The organism is Acidovorax sp. LjRoot117 (assembly GCF_964252695.1).
In the GTDB taxonomy this organism is placed as follows: Bacteria; Pseudomonadota; Gammaproteobacteria; order Burkholderiales; family Burkholderiaceae_C; genus Acidovorax.
Window position 1 is genome coordinate 290,809 of record NZ_CAXUPO020000004.1, and the last position, 14,154, is coordinate 304,962.

Genomic DNA, 14,154 nt, shown 5'->3' on the forward strand with positions numbered 1-14,154 from the left:
ATGACGACCGCTTCGACAAGCTCTTTCTCCGCCCTCTTGAACGCCTGGCTGGTGGACGGCGTGCGCACGCCCATGGTCGACTACTGCGGGCCGCTCGGGCATGTGTCGCCCACCGACATGGGCATCAAGGTGGCCCGCGCCGTGCTGGAGCGCGCCGGCGTGCCTGCGGCCGACGTGAACTCGGTCATCACCGGGTCGATGGCGCAGGCCGACTTCGACGCCTTCGTGCTGCCGCGCCACATCGGCCTGTATGCAGGCGTGCCGCAAGCGGTGCCGGCCATCCTGGTGCAGCGCATCTGCGGCACGGGCTTCGAGCTGTTCCGCCAGGCTGCGGACCAGATCGCGCTCGGCTATGCCGACGTGGCGCTGGTGGTGGGCACCGAGTCCATGACGCGCAACCCGATCGCCGCGTACACGCACCGCACGGGCTTCAAGCTCGGTGCGCCGGTGGAGTTCAAGGACTTTCTGATGGAGGCGCTGATCGACACCGCCGGCCCGGTCACGATGATCGAGACCGCCGAGAACCTGGCCAAGAAGTACGGCATCACCCGCGAAGACGTGGACGCCTACGCGGCGCGTTCGTTCGAGCGGGCGCTGCAAGCCCAGGCCGAAGGCTTCCTGGCCGGCGAGATCGTGCCGGTGACGAGCGAGAAGTTCGAGCTGGCAGGCTACGCCACGCGCGGCATCACGCTGCCGCGCAAGGTGGCGCAGCTCGACCGCGACACGCACCCGCGCCCCTCGCCCATCGAGGCGCTGGCGGGGCTGCGCACGGTGTACCCCGGCGGCGTGCAGACGGCAGGCAACAGCTCGGCCCTGGTGGATGCGGCCGTGGGCGCCGTGGTGGCCAGCGATGCCTATGTGCAGCGGCGCGGCCTCAAACCCTTGGCGCGCCTGCGCGGTGCGGCTGCAGTGGGTGTGGCGCCGGAATTCATGGGTATCGGCCCCGCGCCCGCCATCCGCGCGCTGCTGGCGCGCACCGGGCTTACGCTGGATGACATCGGCCTGTTTGAAATCAACGAAGCGCAGGGCGCGCAGACCATCGCCGTGGAGCGCGAGCTGGGTCTCGACCGCAACAAGCTCAACGTGAACGGCGGCGCGATTGCGCTGGGCCATCCGCTAGCGGCTACCGGCGTGCGCCTGACGGTGACGCTGGCGCGCGAGCTGCGCCGGCGCGGCTTGCGCTACGGCATCTCGAGTGCCTGCGTGGGCGGCGGGCAGGGCATGGCGCTGCTGATCGAGAACCCTGACGCCTGAACCAGTCATCCCCTTTTTTCGCAAGAGCACACAGACCATGAAAATCATCACCGCCGCTGAAGCTGGGGCCCTGATCCCCGACAACGCCACCATCTTCCTGGGCGGCCTGGCCGTCTCCAGCCTGCCCGAGGAAGTGCTCAAGGGCGTGGAAAAGAATTTCCTCGACACCGGCCACCCGCGCAATGTGACCACCTGGGCCTGCGGCGCCATCGGCAACAGCAAGGACGCAGGCATGGTGCACTTTGCCCACCCGGGCATGATCAAGCGCACCGTGGCAGGCCACTTCGGCCAGACCGGCGCCGAGATGATGAAGATGGTGTTCGACGGCGAGGTCGAGGCCTACAACTTCCCGCAGGGCAGCCTGTCGCACCTCACGCGCCACATCGCCAGCCGCAGCCCCGGGCTGCTGACCAAGGTGGGCCTGGGCACGTTTGTGGACCCGCGCATCGAAGGCGGCAAGCTCAACAGCAAGTCCACCGAAGACCTGGTCAAACTGGTGGAGTTCAACGGCGAGGAGTGGCTGTTCTATCCCGCGCCCAAGGTCGATGTGGCCATCATCCGCGGCACGCTGGCCGATGAGAACGGCAACATCACGCTGGACAAGGAAGGCGTGCTGCTGGAGCAGATCAACATCGCCCACGCGGCCAAGGCCAGCGGCGGCATCGTGATCGCGCAGGTGGAGCGCATCGTGAAGGCCGGCAGCCTGCACCCCAAGTCGGTCAAGGTGCCGGGCGTGTCGGTGGACTACGTGGTGGTCAGCCAGCCCGAGAACCACATGCAGACCATCACCACGCAGTTCAACCCCGCGCTGTGTGGCGATGTGCGCGTGCCGCTCAACTCGCTGGCGCCCATGCCGCTGGACGAGCGCAAGGTGATCGCGCGCCGCACGGCGCTGGAGCTCACGCCCGGCGCCATCACCAACCTGGGTATCGGCATCCCTGCGGGCGTGCCGTCGGTGGCGGCGGAAGAGGGTGTGTCCGACCAGTTCACGCTGAGTGTGGAAAGCGGCATCACCGGCGGCATCCCGGCGCAGCTGGGGGACTTCGGCACGGCGTACAACGCCGACGCGATCATCGAGCAGTCGCTGCAGTTCGACTTCTATGACGGCGGCGGTCTGGACGCGAGCTTCCTGGGCCTGGCGCAGGCCGACAACCACGGCAACGTGAACGTGAGCAAGTTCAACGGCCGGCCGGTGGGCTGCGGCGGTTTTGTGAACATCACGCGGTCTACCAAGCACCTGGTGTTCTGCGGCACCTTCACCGCGGGCGGGCTGGAGGTGAAGGTGGCTGATGGGACGCTCACCATCGTCAAGGAAGGCCGTTCGCGCAAGTTCATCGAGAAGGTCGAGCAGATCACCTTCAACGGGCTGGACGCCGCGCAGCGCGAGCAGAACGTGCTGTTCGTCACCGAGCGTGCGGTGTTCCACCTGACCACAGAGGGGTTGGAGCTGACCGAGATCGCGCCCGGCATCGACCTCGAACGCGACGTGCTGGCGCACATGGGCTTCAAGCCCATCATGCGCAACGTGAAGACCATGGACCCGGGCCTGTTCCGCGCGCAGTGGGGCGGCCTGGCGCAGGCCATGGCGGCGAAGGCTGCGCAGGGCTGAGGGGCGTTCACGCCCAGGCGCCGTCCGACGGCATGGGCCGGACCCGGCGCCAACACCCACAAAGCAAAAAGCCAGCGGCCCAGCGAAGGTGCGCTGGCTTTTTGCCGTGCCGGGCTGCCGCTGCGGTGTGGCGGTGGGGCCCTGTGCCCCTGTGGCCGTGTTCCCAACCTGCGCGCTACGAAGCGCTTTGCGTGTAGACCTTTTGCAGCAGCCGGATCAGCGTGGTGCGCTCGGCGGTGGTCAGTCTGGAGGTGGCGTCCACCTCCAGCTGCGCGGCGGTCTGCTCGGCCTGGGCGGTCAGCTCGGCCCCTGCGGGCGTGAGGTGCACCCCCATCGCGCGCCCGTCGCTCGGGTGCGGGCGGCGCTCGATCAGCCCGCGCCGCTCCAGCGCGGCGATCAGCCCCACCAGGTTAGGCGGCAGCACGTTGAGCGTGGCGCACAGCTGGCGCGACGTGATGCCCGGGTTGTGCGCCACCAGCGACAGCACCGAGAAATCCACCACCTTCAGGCGGTACACCGCCATGCGCTCCATGAAGACCTCGATCACGGCCAGCGACGCACGGCGCGCGTTGTAGCCCACCAGCGTGCGCAGAAAGCCCGTGTCCACCGACTCGGTGAAGGGCTCGGCCGAGGGGGTGGCGGGTGCTGCTGCGGCGGCGGTTTTCTTGGAGGGGCGAGCGCTGGGCATGGGGCGATTGTGCAGAGTGGGAGGCGGGCCAGAGGCCGAAGCAAACGCAGTGGTTGATGTAGATCAGGCCCAGCCGCAGGTTCTGAAAGCCTTGTTTGCTATGGATTTTATAGTTTTGGCAGGGTGATGCCGTCGCTGCCGTGTCGGGCCCCTGCGCACAGCGCTACGCCGGGCTGCGCAGCACGCGCCGGTACTGCACCGCCTCGGCCACGTGGCTGACTGCGGTGGTGGGCGCGCCCGCCAGGTCGGCGATGGTGCGCGCCACCTTGAGGGCGCGGTGCGTGCTGCGCGCCGACCAGCCCAGGCGGGCGGCGGCGGTGTTGAGGAATTTCACGGCCGTGTCGTCCAGCTGCACGTGCGTGTCGATCTCCTGGCCCTGCAGCGCCTGGTTGGTCTTGCCCTGGCGTGCCAGGGCCACAGCGCGGGCGCGCTCCACCCGCTCGCGGATGGCGGTGGTCGACTCCCCGGCGGGCGCCTGCACCAGTTGCTCGGCAGGCAGGGCGGGCACTTCCACATGCAGGTCGATGCGGTCCAGCAGCGGCCCGCTGAGCTTGCCCTGGTAACGGCTGATCTGGTCCGGCGTGCAGCGGCAGGCGCGCTGCGTGGAGCCCAAAAAGCCGCAGGGGCAGGGGTTCATCGCAGCGATCATCTGGAACCGCGCCGGAAAGTCCGCGCGCTGCGCGGCCCGCGATATCGTGATGTGGCCGGTCTCCAGCGGCTCGCGCAGGGCCTCCAGCGCGGCGCGGGGGAATTCGGGGAGTTCATCGAGGAACAACACGCCGTGGTGTGCCAGCGAGATTTCGCCCGGCTTCGGGGGTGACCCCCCTCCCACCAGCGCCACCGCACTGGCCGTGTGGTGCGGGCTGCCGGTCGGCCTTTGCCCCCAGCGCTCGGGGTGAAAGCGCCCCGCCAGGCTGGCGATGGCCGCGCTCTCCAGCGCCTCCTGCACCGTCATCGCGGGCAGCAGGCCCGCAAACCGCAGTGCGAGCATCGACTTGCCGGAGCCCGGCGGCCCGGCCATCAGCAGGCTGTGCGCGCCGGCCGCGGCGATCTCCATCGCACGCTTGGCCGTGGCCTGGCCCTTCACGTCGGCCATGTCGGGGCCCGTGGTGTGGGCGGTCAGCGGCTGGGGCTCCAGCCGGCTCCAGCCGTCGTTGTCGACGTCGGCATCGCCCCCTGCCGCGCTGCCGGGCGGCAAGAAGGCACGCACCACGTCGAGCAGGTGGCGGGCCCGCACTACGCGGGCGTCGGGCACCAGGGCGGCTTCTTCGGCACTGCCGGGCGGCAGCACCAGTTGCACGTCGATCTGCTGGGCCTGCAGCGCCAGGCTGGTGGCCAGTGCGCCGCGCACGGCGCGCAGCTCGCCCGAGAGCGACAGTTCGCCGGCGAATTCATAGCCCTTGAGCTTGCTGGCATCGACCTGCCCGCTGGCCGCGAGGATGCCCAGAGCGATGGGCAGGTCGAACCGCCCGGAATCCTTGGGCAGATCCGCGGGCGCCAAGTTCACCGTGATGCGTTTGTTGTGCGGAAATTCGAGCCCCGCGTTCTGCAGCGCCGACCGCACCCGTTCGCGGGCTTCCTTCACTTCCACCTCGGCCAGGCCGACCAGCGTGAAGCTGGGCAGGCCGTTGGCCAGATGCACCTCGACCGTCACCGAAGGCGCTTGCAGCCCCAGAAGGGCGCGGCTTTGCACCAAAGCAAGACTCATGAAGCAGATTCTCCCCAGATGGGTGCGTTTTGTGGTTTTTAGTTGCGCGTAGTGCGCGCCTTGCACCAAGTAAGTGCATGGCGCGGAGCGAACAACCCCTCACTGTACCGGGGGATCCATGTAACGCGAAGCAACGGCCCGGCGCGGCATGGCGTGCCAGTGGCACGGTCCGTGCTTAGAGCCCCTGTCCCTACTTTGTCCAACCGGAGGAAACATGACCCGCGCCATCATCAAGACCCTGGGCGTTGCCCTTGTTGCAACCCTTCCCATGCTGGCCAGCGCCCAGCTCACCGGCAACGTCAGCCTGACCACCAACTACAAGTTCCGTGGCCAGGACCAGGACGCCTCCAAGGCCAAGGCCGTCAAGCCCGCCCTGCAAGGCGGCTTCGACTACACCTTCGGCGAAACCGGCTGGTACGTGGGCAACTGGAACTCCAGCGTGGACTGGCTGGCCAACAACTCGCTCGAGTCCGACCTGTACGGCGGCTACAAGTTCAAGGCCGCCGGCGCCGACTTCGACGTGGGCGCGCTGACCTACATCTACCCCGGCAACAGCAACGGCAACACCACCGAGCTGTACGGCGCGGCCACCATGGGCCCCTTCACCGCCAAGTACTCGCACACCATCTCCAAGGACTACTTCGGGTTCGCAGGCGCCAAGGCGGGCTCGGGCCTGAAGGGCACCAACACCGGCTACCTGAACCTGGCGTTCGCCCAGGAAGTGGCCCCCAGCATCACGCTGAAGGCATCGGTGGGCTTCACCCGCTTTGCCAGCGACATCAAGGACACGGGCGTGCCCAACTACATGGACTACAGCGTGGGCGGCGCGTATGACTTCGGCAGCGGCCTGTCGCTCGGCGCTGCCGTGGTGGGCGCCAACAAGAAGGCCTTCTTCGGCCACGTGAACAAGTCGCGCGTGATCGTCACGCTCACCAAAACCCTGTAAGCAGTCTCGATGGGCGCAGGCTGCGCCCGTTGTCGGAGGATCCCAAAATGAAAATGGTGACAGCCATCATCAAGCCCTTCAAGCTCGACGAGGTGCGCGAAGCGCTCTCGGACATCGGCGTGCAAGGCATCACGGTAACCGAGGTCAAGGGCTTTGGCCGCCAGAAGGGCCACACCGAGCTGTACCGCGGTGCAGAGTACGTGGTCGACTTTCTTCCCAAGGTCAAGATCGAAGCCGCGGTGGCCGACGACCTGGTGGACCGCGTGATCGAGTCCATCGAAACCGCCGCCCGCACCGGCAAGATCGGCGACGGCAAGATTTTCGTGACCCACCTGGAGCAGGTGGTGCGCATCCGTACCGGCGAAACCGGCAAGGAAGCCCTGTAAAGGGCCCGGTTGCCACAGACACCAGAGAAATGCCATGAAAAAACTGCTTGCTTCCTTCGTACTGGGGTTGAGTCTGCTGTCCGGCGGCTCTGCCGTGCTGGCCCAGGCCCCTGCTGCTGATGCCGCGGCATCGGCCCCCGCAGAAGCCGCGCCTGCTGCCGCTGCGCCAGCCCCCGCCGCCGCACCTGTCGCTGCACCGGCACCCGCCGCTGCGGCCTCCGAGGCCGCCCCTGCCGCACCCGTGCCCAAGATCGACTCCGGCGACACCGCCTGGATGCTGACCTCCACGCTGCTCGTGATCCTGATGACCATCCCCGGCCTGGCGCTGTTCTACGGCGGCCTGGGCCGCAGCAAGAACATGCTGTCGGTGCTGATGCAGGTCTTCGTGGTGTTCTCGCTGATCTCCCTGCTGTGGGCCATCTACGGCTACAGCCTGGCGTTCTCCGGCGAGGGCAAGTTCTTCGGCGGCTTCCAGAAGATCTTCCTCAAGGGCGTGACCCAGGAGACCTTCGGCGCGCTGATCACCATCCCCGAGTACGTGTTCATCGCGTTCCAGGGCACGTTCGCGGCCATCACCGTGGCGCTGGTCGTCGGTTCGTTCGCAGAGCGCATCAAGTTCTCCGCCGTGCTGATCTTCTCGGTGCTGTGGTTCACCTTCAGCTACGTGCCCATGGCCCACATCGTGTGGGGCGGCGGCCTGCTGGCGGCTGACGGCGCACTGGACTTCGCAGGCGGCACCGTGGTGCACATCAACGCCGGTATCGCCGGCCTGGTGGGCGCTTACATGGTGGGCAAGCGCATCGGCTTCGGCAAGGAAGCCCTCACGCCCCACAGCCTGACGCTGACCATGGTCGGTGCCTCGCTGCTGTGGGTAGGCTGGTTCGGCTTCAACGCCGGCTCCGCAGGTGCCGCCAACGCTGGTGCCGGCCTGGCCTTCGTGAACACCGTGCTGGCCACTGCCGCTGCCACGCTGAGCTGGATCGCTGGTGAAGCACTGCACAAGGGCAAGGCTTCCATGCTGGGCGCCGCCTCCGGTGCCGTGGCCGGCCTCGTGGCCGTGACGCCTGCCGCTGGCTTCGTGGGCCCCATGGGCTCCATCGTGCTGGGCCTGCTGGCCGGTGTGGTCTGCCTGTGGGGTGTGGGTGGCCTCAAGCGCCTGCTCAACGTGGACGATGCATTCGACGTGTTCGGCGTGCACGGTGTGGGCGGCATCCTGGGTGCCATCCTGACCGGTGTGTTCGCATCGCAAAGCCTGGGTGGTACCGGCGGCCTGACGCCCGACACGTTCTCGATGGGTGCCCAGGTGTGGATCCAGGTCAAGAGCGTGCTGTTCACCATCGTGTGGTCCGGCGTCGTGGCGTTCATCGCCTACAAGATCGCCGACCTGCTGGTGGGCCTGCGTGTCTCGGAAGAAGCCGAGCGCGAAGGTCTGGACATCACGTCGCACGGCGAGACGGCGTACAACCGCTGATCCCGTCAGCCCGATGCGCTGCGGTGTCTGGTGGCACCGCAGCGTTGCAACAAGAACAAGCGAGTGACTCCTCTTGGTTCTTCAGCCCGCCGCCCTGGCGGGCTTTTTTCGCGTGCGGCGGGGCCTGCAGACCCGTGCAGCCCCGCACGCTGACCACCTGAACGCCCCTTGAACGCCCCTTGAACGCGCCCTGAACGCCCGCTTGAACGCCGCCAAGGCAAGCGCCGCATCTCCAGCGGCCAAGGCAACCTCCGCCGAATTGCAGCGCGCTGTTCAAAAAATTCACGCGCCCAGGCCGTCGCACGGCAGGTGCCTGCCGCTACGATCCCAGGCATGGACCACGCCCTTGCCCAGATCGCCGACCGTGTGCGCGCAGCCGCCGCCGACCAGACGCCCTTGCGCATCCGCGGTGGAGGCACCAAGGACTTCCATGGCCTGGCGCTGCATGGCGAGGTGCTCGACACCCGCACCTTGCGCGGCATCGTGAGCTACGAGCCCAGCGAACTGGTCGTCACCGTGCGCGCCGGCACCCCGCTGGTCGAGTTGGAGGCCGCATTGGCCGCACAGGGCCAGTGCCTGCCGTTCGAGCCCCCGCATTTCGCCCAGGCGCCTTCGGACGCCGCCACCGTGGGCGGCATGGTCGCGGCGGGATTGTCGGGCCCGGCGCGTGCCAGCGTGGGCGCGGTGCGCGACTACATGCTGGGCGTCACGCTGCTCAACGGCCGCGCGGAGCTGCTCAGCTTTGGCGGCCAGGTGATGAAGAACGTGGCGGGCTACGACGTGTCACGCCTCATGGCGGGCGCCTGGGGCACGCTCGGGCTGCTCACCGAGGTCAGCCTCAAGGTGCTGCCGGTGGCCCCGGCCGAGGCTACGCTGCGCTTTGAATGCAACCAGGCCGACGCGCTGCGCAAGCTGCACGCCTGGGGCGGCCAGCCGCTGCCTTTGAACGCCAGCTGCTGGGTGCAGGACGGCAGCACCGGCACGCTCTACGTGCGCCTGCGGGGCGCCGTGGCGGCCGTGGAGGCCGCCTGCCGCAGCATGGGCGGCACGCGCCTTGACAACACCACCACGGCGCCCGACTGGACCGCCTGCCGCGATCAGACCCTGCCGTGGTTCACCGACCGCGCGCAGCGCCCCGGCCACGCGCTGTGGCGCCTGTCGGTGCCGCAGACCGCGCCGGTGCTCAGCCTGCCCGCCGCGGCCCAGCCGCTCATCGAGTGGCATGGCGCGCTGCGCTGGGTGCAGGCACCGGATTCGGCGGGCGACGCCTTGCGCGACGCTGCGCGTGCCGTGGGCGGGAGTGCTACTGTTTTCATAGCTTCTGGCGCTGATCCAGAAAGCGGTAGCGGCCATTCTGGCTCGCCATCCCGCGCGCTGGAGCAGATCCACGCCCGCCTCAAGCACAGCTTCGACCCGGCGGGCATCTTCAACCCCGGCCGCATGGCGCAGGCCTGGTAGGCCCGGGACGTGCTTGCTGCCAACGCCATGCGACGACATCTGCGCCACCTGACGGGGCACCACCGCACGGTGGCGAGCAACCGCGTGCTGGGCCTGCTGCTGGCCTTCAACGCGGGCGCGGTCAATGCCGGGGGCTTCCTGGTGGTGCACCTGTACACATCGCACATGACGGGCTTCGTCTCCATGCTGGCCGACAGCCTGGTGCTGGGCAACATGGCCTTGGTGCTGGGCGCCGTGGGTGCGCTGCTGGCCTTCCTGTGCGGCGCGGCGACCACGTCGGTGATGGTGAACTGGGCGCGGCAGCGGCGCCTGCACAGCAGCTATGCGCTGCCCCTGCTGCTGGTGGCCGTGCTCATGCTGGTGTTCGGCCTGGTGGGCGCGATCACGCTGAGCTGGCCCACGCCGTTCGCGGTGCCGGTCACGGTGCTGCTGCTGTCGTTCATCATGGGCCTGCAGAACGCCACGGTGACCAAGATGTCGTCGTCGCAGATCCGCACCACGCACATGACCGGCGTGGTGACCGACCTGGGCATCGAGCTGGGCAAGATGCTCTACTGGAACCGCACCGGCACCGCGCCCGAGTCGCAGGTGCGGGCCAACCAGATGCGCCTGCGGCTCTTCGCGGGGCTGCTGGGCATGTTCCTGGTGGGCGGCATCGCGGGCGCGGCGGGCTTCAGCCATGTGGGTTTTGTCTTCGTGGTGCCGCTGGCGCTCGTGCTGCTGGTGCTCTCGCTGCCGCCGCTGTGGGCCGACCGCGCGCGGCTGCGCCGCCCGCAGCGCAAGACGTTGCCGCTGGCTCCGCCCCCGGCGCTGTGAGCCCGCACTGTTCAGCGCCCCCCAATCCCTCGTTGTCCCTTCGTCCAGGCATGCTCGATGCAAACCCAACTCTCCCCTGAATACCGCGCCCGCGCCGATGGCCTGGAGGCCGAAGCCATCCTGCGCAAGTGCGTGCACTGCGGCTTTTGCACCGCCACCTGCCCCACTTACCAGTTGCTGGGCGACGAGCTGGACGGCCCGCGCGGCCGCATCTACCTCATCAAGCAGGTGCTCGAAGGGGCCGAGCCCACGCGCAGCACCCAGATGCACCTGGACCGGTGCCTGACCTGCCGCAACTGCGAAAGCACCTGCCCGAGCGGCGTGGAGTACGGCCACCTGGTGGACATCGGCCGCAAGATCGTGGATGAGAAAGTGCCGCGCCCCCTGGGCGAGAAGGCGCTGCGCTGGGCGTTGAAAGAAGGCTTGCCGTCGCCCCTGTTCGGCCCCGCGATGAAGGCCGGGCAGATGGTGCGCGGCCTGCTGCCTGGGGCGCTCAAGGCCAAGGTGCCCGCGCCGCAGCCCGCCGGCGCGTGGCCCACGCGCGAACATGCGCGCAAGGTGCTGATGCTGGCGGGCTGCGTGCAGCCGGCCATGATGCCCAACATCAACACCGCCACCGCGCGCGTGCTGGACGCGGCGGGCATCCAGACCGTGGTCGCCGCCAAGGCGGGCTGCTGCGGCGCGGTGAAGTTCCACCTCAACGACCAGACAGGCGGCATGGCCGAGATGCGCGCCAACATCGACGCCTGGTGGCCGCTGGTGGAGCAGGGCGGGGTGGAGGCCATCGTCATGAACGCCTCGGGCTGCGGCGTCACCGTGAAGGAGTACGGCCACATCCTCAAGGATGACGCGCAGTACGCGGCCAAGGCTGCGCGCATCAGCGCACTCACGCGCGACCTGTCCGAGCTGCTGCCCGAGCTGGCCGACAAGCTCGCAGGCCGCGCGCAGCCTGCGGCCGACGTGCTGTACGCCTACCACCCGCCCTGCACGCTGCAGCACGGGCAAAAGTTGCGGGGCGGCGTGGAGGTGCACCTGGCGCGCCTGGGCTTCAAGCTGCGCGCTGCGCGCAACGAAGCGCACCTGTGCTGCGGCTCGGCGGGCACGTATTCGGTGCTGAACCCCGGGCTGTCCTACCAGCTGCGCGACCGCAAGCTGGGCGTGCTGGCCGAGGCCTTCGGCGAGCAGCCGCCGGACATGATCCTGTCGGCCAACATCGGCTGCATCACCCATCTGCAAAGCGGCACGGGCACGCCGGTGCGGCACTGGATCGAGGTGCTGGACGAGGCCTTGGCGTGATGCCGGTTACATCCACTGGCGGGCATTTTTGCCAACGCTGGCATGATTGAGGGTTTTGTCGCCCCACACCTCACCCTTTTTTCGCACCGCCATGACCGATTCCGTGTCCGCACAAGAACAACAACCGAACGCAGCGACGACGGCGCCTGCTGCTGCCGCTGAGCCCGTGTCCACCGAGGCCGCCGCTGCAGCCGCTGGCGCCGTGTCGGCTGTGCCGGCGGGTGTGCCAGCGTCAGAGCGGGCCCGCCGTTCGGGCGGCCAGCGCCGCGGCGGTGGTGACCGCCGTGGTGGCCGGGGCGGCGCGCCGCGCCAGGGCGCAGCGCCGCAGGGCGATGCTGCAACCGCGCAAGGGCCGGCCGGCGACGGCGCTGCCCGTACGCCGCCACGCACCACCCACCCGCTGCTGGAGCAACTGGCAGACCTGTACCCGCATCTGTTCGGCGCGGTGTTCCGTCCGCTCAAGCGCGGTGTCTTCCAGGACCTGCTGGCGGCGCATCCTGAAGCCTTCGACCGCGACGCGCTCAAGGTGGCGCTGGGCCTTCACACCCGCTCCACGCGCTACCTGCAAAGCGTGGCAGCCGGCGACAAGCGCCACGACCTGGCCGGCCAGCCGGTGGAAGCCATGGCGCCCGAGCATGTGCACCACGCACTGCTGGAGGTCTACCGCCGCCGCAAGAACAACAAGGCCCGCGCCACCGAAGACCTGTTGCCCAAGCTGCGCAACCGCATGATGGCTGCGTTCGAGGCATCGGGCATGTCGCGCGAGACCTACACCGAACTCGTGCGGGGCCGCGACGATGCCGCCAACGCCATCCTCGAAGAAGCCTTTGCCGAATGGTCCGCCCGCAACGCCAAGGACGAAGCGCTGCTGCGCGCCTTCGAGGCCAGCGGCCAGACCCTGGAAGCCTTCGCCGACATGTACGGCATGGTGGCGCGCACGGTGGGCCAGCAGCTCGAACGCGCACGCCGCCTGAATGCCGCGCGTGCGCAGCAGGCCGCCGCCGCGGCGTCGGCCTCTGCGGCCCCCGCCGCTCCCGCGGCATCGGCTGAATCCGCAGCACCGGCCGAGCACGCGGATGCAGCAGCGGCTGCCGCGGCCGCCCCGGCCCAGGACCACTGAACGGCGGGCACGAGCGTCATCGTGTCCACCGCCACCGCGCCCACACGGCTGATCTTTCTGCCCGGCGTGGGCGGCAACCCGGCGTTCTGGCGCGCCGCCTCGGACGCGGTCGCGCTCCCGGCCGAGCGGGTGCTGCCGGGCTGGCCCTGGTTTGGCGTGGCAGCGGCGGCGGACATGCCCGCCCACACCGCCGGCTGCATGCAGGACCTGGTCGATGCGGTCACGCCGCACATGGACCAGCCCTGTACCCTGATCGCCCAGTCCATGGGCGGCGTGGTGGCGGTGCTGGCCGCCCTGCAGCGCTCCGAGCACCTCACGCACCTGGTGCTGGTGGCCACGTCCGGCGGCGTGCCCATCGACGACCTGCACCCCCACGACTGGCGCCCGGATTTCATGCGCACGAACCCCGCCTTCCCCGCGTGGATGGCCCGCGAGCGCTGGGACCTGACCCCCCAACTGGCATCGCTGCGCACGCCTGCGCTGCTGCTGTGGGGCGATGCCGACCCCATCAGCCCCGTGGCGGTGGGCGAGCGCCTGCAGAGCCTGCTGCCGCGTGCGCAGCTGCACGTGCTGCCGGGCGGCGCCCACGACCTGGCCCAGACGCACGCAGCTTCAGTGGCCGCGCACATCACACGCCATCTGCTGGCGGGCGGTGCGCCACCATCACCAACACCCCCACTGCGCGGCGACGCGCCAGCCGCATAGAATCCTGCTGCGGCCCGGTTCATGGGTTGCCGTAAGCGTTTACGTCAATCAACGTGCCAACCAACGCCGGCCCTGCCGGGGTGGTGGTTTCCCGCCAGCCGTGCAGGCCAGCGGGGACGGCACCTTGACTGACCGGCCTGCTTCATGGAACTTCAATGAACCAACCTTCGTCCCCCCGCACCGGGCCCTCCACGCCCTACGCGCCATCCACGGGGTCCGCACCTCCGCTATCTTCTGCATCTTCTCCCGCATCTCCCTGCTCTCCGGGGGGGCCTTCGGCTGCCACGCCTTCCTCCAAGACATTCCTCGGCCTGCGCAAGCTGCCTGCGCGCTCGGCAGCCTGGGTCATGCCGCTGCTGCTGTCGCTGCTCATGACCTTCATCGTCTCGCTCATCAGCACCCTGCGTGTGGCGGGCCTCTCGGTGGACGTCCTGCGCCTGTGGATGAGTTCGTGGGCGCTGTCCTGGATGGCGGCCTTTCCGACACTGCTGCTGGTGCTGCCGCTGGTGCGCCGGGCCACGGCGGCCATCGTGGACCCCAGGTAGCCACACGCCCACCCGCTGCTGACGCCGGGCGTCAGCAGCCCCGTACGCCTGCCACCGGCGCGGCTGCAGGCTACTGACATCAGGGTGTCAGCAGCAGGTCGGCACCATGCGGGTCTTGCAGCTGCACACCCCCGGCCGGTCCGCAAATCGGG

13 protein-coding genes are annotated in these 14,154 nt (G+C 69.0%); 11 read left to right on the plus strand and 2 right to left on the minus strand.

Annotated elements, in window-relative coordinates; genetic code table 11:
- Complete coding sequence (locus ACSQ3D_RS14545; RefSeq protein WP_436127376.1) at positions 1 to 1,254, plus strand: thiolase family protein; 1,254 nt, start codon at positions 1 to 3, stop codon at positions 1,252 to 1,254.
- 37 nt (positions 1,255 to 1,291) lie between these two features.
- On the plus strand, positions 1,292 to 2,863 hold the full coding sequence (locus ACSQ3D_RS14550) for an acyl CoA:acetate/3-ketoacid CoA transferase (protein ID WP_396504335.1): 1,572 nt from the start codon (positions 1,292 to 1,294) through the stop codon (positions 2,861 to 2,863).
- Positions 2,864 to 3,038: 175 nt separating this feature from the next.
- On the opposite strand, the gene ACSQ3D_RS14555 is transcribed toward ACSQ3D_RS14550, so the two are convergent.
- Together ACSQ3D_RS14555 and ACSQ3D_RS14560 are read right to left on the minus strand one after the other, a co-directional pair.
- Positions 3,039 to 3,551, minus strand: a complete 513-nt coding sequence (locus tag ACSQ3D_RS14555) for a MarR family winged helix-turn-helix transcriptional regulator (RefSeq protein WP_436127377.1) — start codon at positions 3,549 to 3,551, stop codon at positions 3,039 to 3,041.
- Positions 3,552 to 3,714: 163 nt separating this feature from the next.
- Positions 3,715 to 5,259 (minus strand): YifB family Mg chelatase-like AAA ATPase, encoded by a 1,545-nt coding sequence (locus tag ACSQ3D_RS14560; RefSeq protein ID WP_436127378.1) that lies wholly within the window; start codon positions 5,257 to 5,259, stop codon positions 3,715 to 3,717.
- Positions 5,260 to 5,473: 214 nt separating this feature from the next.
- On the opposite strand from ACSQ3D_RS14560, the gene ACSQ3D_RS14565 reads away from it, so the two are divergent.
- The 9 genes from ACSQ3D_RS14565 (at position 5,474) to ACSQ3D_RS14605 (ending at position 14,002) form a co-directional block, all read left to right on the plus strand.
- The gene (locus tag ACSQ3D_RS14565) at positions 5,474 to 6,205 is read left to right on the plus strand and encodes a TorF family putative porin (protein ID WP_436127379.1); all 732 of its coding nucleotides are present in this window, start codon (positions 5,474 to 5,476) and stop codon (positions 6,203 to 6,205) included.
- Positions 6,206 to 6,252: 47 nt separating this feature from the next.
- The gene (gene glnK / locus ACSQ3D_RS14570) at positions 6,253 to 6,591 is read left to right on the plus strand and encodes a P-II family nitrogen regulator (protein ID WP_015012094.1); all 339 of its coding nucleotides are present in this window, start codon (positions 6,253 to 6,255) and stop codon (positions 6,589 to 6,591) included.
- A gap of 34 nt (positions 6,592 to 6,625) precedes the next feature.
- Complete coding sequence (locus ACSQ3D_RS14575) at positions 6,626 to 8,062, plus strand: ammonium transporter (RefSeq protein WP_056410313.1); 1,437 nt, start codon at positions 6,626 to 6,628, stop codon at positions 8,060 to 8,062.
- A 333-nt stretch (positions 8,063 to 8,395) separates the two neighbouring features.
- Positions 8,396 to 9,520: a glycolate oxidase subunit GlcE gene (gene glcE, locus ACSQ3D_RS14580; protein ID WP_436127380.1), complete on the plus strand. Its 1,125-nt coding sequence runs from the start codon at positions 8,396 to 8,398 to the stop codon at positions 9,518 to 9,520.
- Positions 9,521 to 9,547: 27 nt separating this feature from the next.
- The gene (locus tag ACSQ3D_RS14585; protein WP_436127381.1) at positions 9,548 to 10,336 is read left to right on the plus strand and encodes a YoaK family protein; all 789 of its coding nucleotides are present in this window, start codon (positions 9,548 to 9,550) and stop codon (positions 10,334 to 10,336) included.
- Positions 10,337 to 10,393: 57 nt separating this feature from the next.
- Entirely contained in the window at positions 10,394 to 11,632 is a 1,239-nt protein-coding gene (glcF, locus tag ACSQ3D_RS14590) for a glycolate oxidase subunit GlcF (protein WP_436127382.1), read from the plus strand.
- A gap of 91 nt (positions 11,633 to 11,723) precedes the next feature.
- On the plus strand, positions 11,724 to 12,752 hold the full coding sequence (locus ACSQ3D_RS14595; RefSeq protein WP_436127383.1) for a ProQ/FINO family protein: 1,029 nt from the start codon (positions 11,724 to 11,726) through the stop codon (positions 12,750 to 12,752).
- A 21-nt stretch (positions 12,753 to 12,773) separates the two neighbouring features.
- Complete coding sequence (locus ACSQ3D_RS14600; RefSeq protein ID WP_436127384.1) at positions 12,774 to 13,457, plus strand: alpha/beta fold hydrolase; 684 nt, start codon at positions 12,774 to 12,776, stop codon at positions 13,455 to 13,457.
- A 155-nt stretch (positions 13,458 to 13,612) separates the two neighbouring features.
- Positions 13,613 to 14,002 (plus strand): DUF2798 domain-containing protein, encoded by a 390-nt coding sequence (locus ACSQ3D_RS14605; protein ID WP_436127385.1) that lies wholly within the window; start codon positions 13,613 to 13,615, stop codon positions 14,000 to 14,002.
- The last annotated feature ends 152 nt before the right edge of the window (positions 14,003 to 14,154 follow it).

Bases quoted from the DNA above. Each gene is read 5' to 3' on its own strand.
- ACSQ3D_RS14545 (WP_436127376.1), top strand. From the start codon at position 1: ATGACGACCGCTTCGACAAGCTCTTTCTCCGCCCTCTTGAACGCCTGG.
- ACSQ3D_RS14550 (WP_396504335.1), top strand. From the start codon at position 1,292: ATGAAAATCATCACCGCCGCTGAAGCTGGGGCCCTGATCCCCGACAAC.
- ACSQ3D_RS14555 (WP_436127377.1), bottom strand. From the start codon at position 3,551: ATGCCCAGCGCTCGCCCCTCCAAGAAAACCGCCGCCGCAGCAGCACCC.
- ACSQ3D_RS14560 (WP_436127378.1), bottom strand. From the start codon at position 5,259: ATGAGTCTTGCTTTGGTGCAAAGCCGCGCCCTTCTGGGGCTGCAAGCG.
- ACSQ3D_RS14565 (WP_436127379.1), top strand. From the start codon at position 5,474: ATGACCCGCGCCATCATCAAGACCCTGGGCGTTGCCCTTGTTGCAACC.
- glnK (WP_015012094.1), top strand. From the start codon at position 6,253: ATGAAAATGGTGACAGCCATCATCAAGCCCTTCAAGCTCGACGAGGTG.
- ACSQ3D_RS14575 (WP_056410313.1), top strand. From the start codon at position 6,626: ATGAAAAAACTGCTTGCTTCCTTCGTACTGGGGTTGAGTCTGCTGTCC.
- glcE (WP_436127380.1), top strand. From the start codon at position 8,396: ATGGACCACGCCCTTGCCCAGATCGCCGACCGTGTGCGCGCAGCCGCC.
- ACSQ3D_RS14585 (WP_436127381.1), top strand. From the start codon at position 9,548: ATGCGACGACATCTGCGCCACCTGACGGGGCACCACCGCACGGTGGCG.
- glcF (WP_436127382.1), top strand. From the start codon at position 10,394: ATGCAAACCCAACTCTCCCCTGAATACCGCGCCCGCGCCGATGGCCTG.
- ACSQ3D_RS14595 (WP_436127383.1), top strand. From the start codon at position 11,724: ATGACCGATTCCGTGTCCGCACAAGAACAACAACCGAACGCAGCGACG.
- ACSQ3D_RS14605 (WP_436127385.1), top strand. From the start codon at position 13,613: ATGAACCAACCTTCGTCCCCCCGCACCGGGCCCTCCACGCCCTACGCG.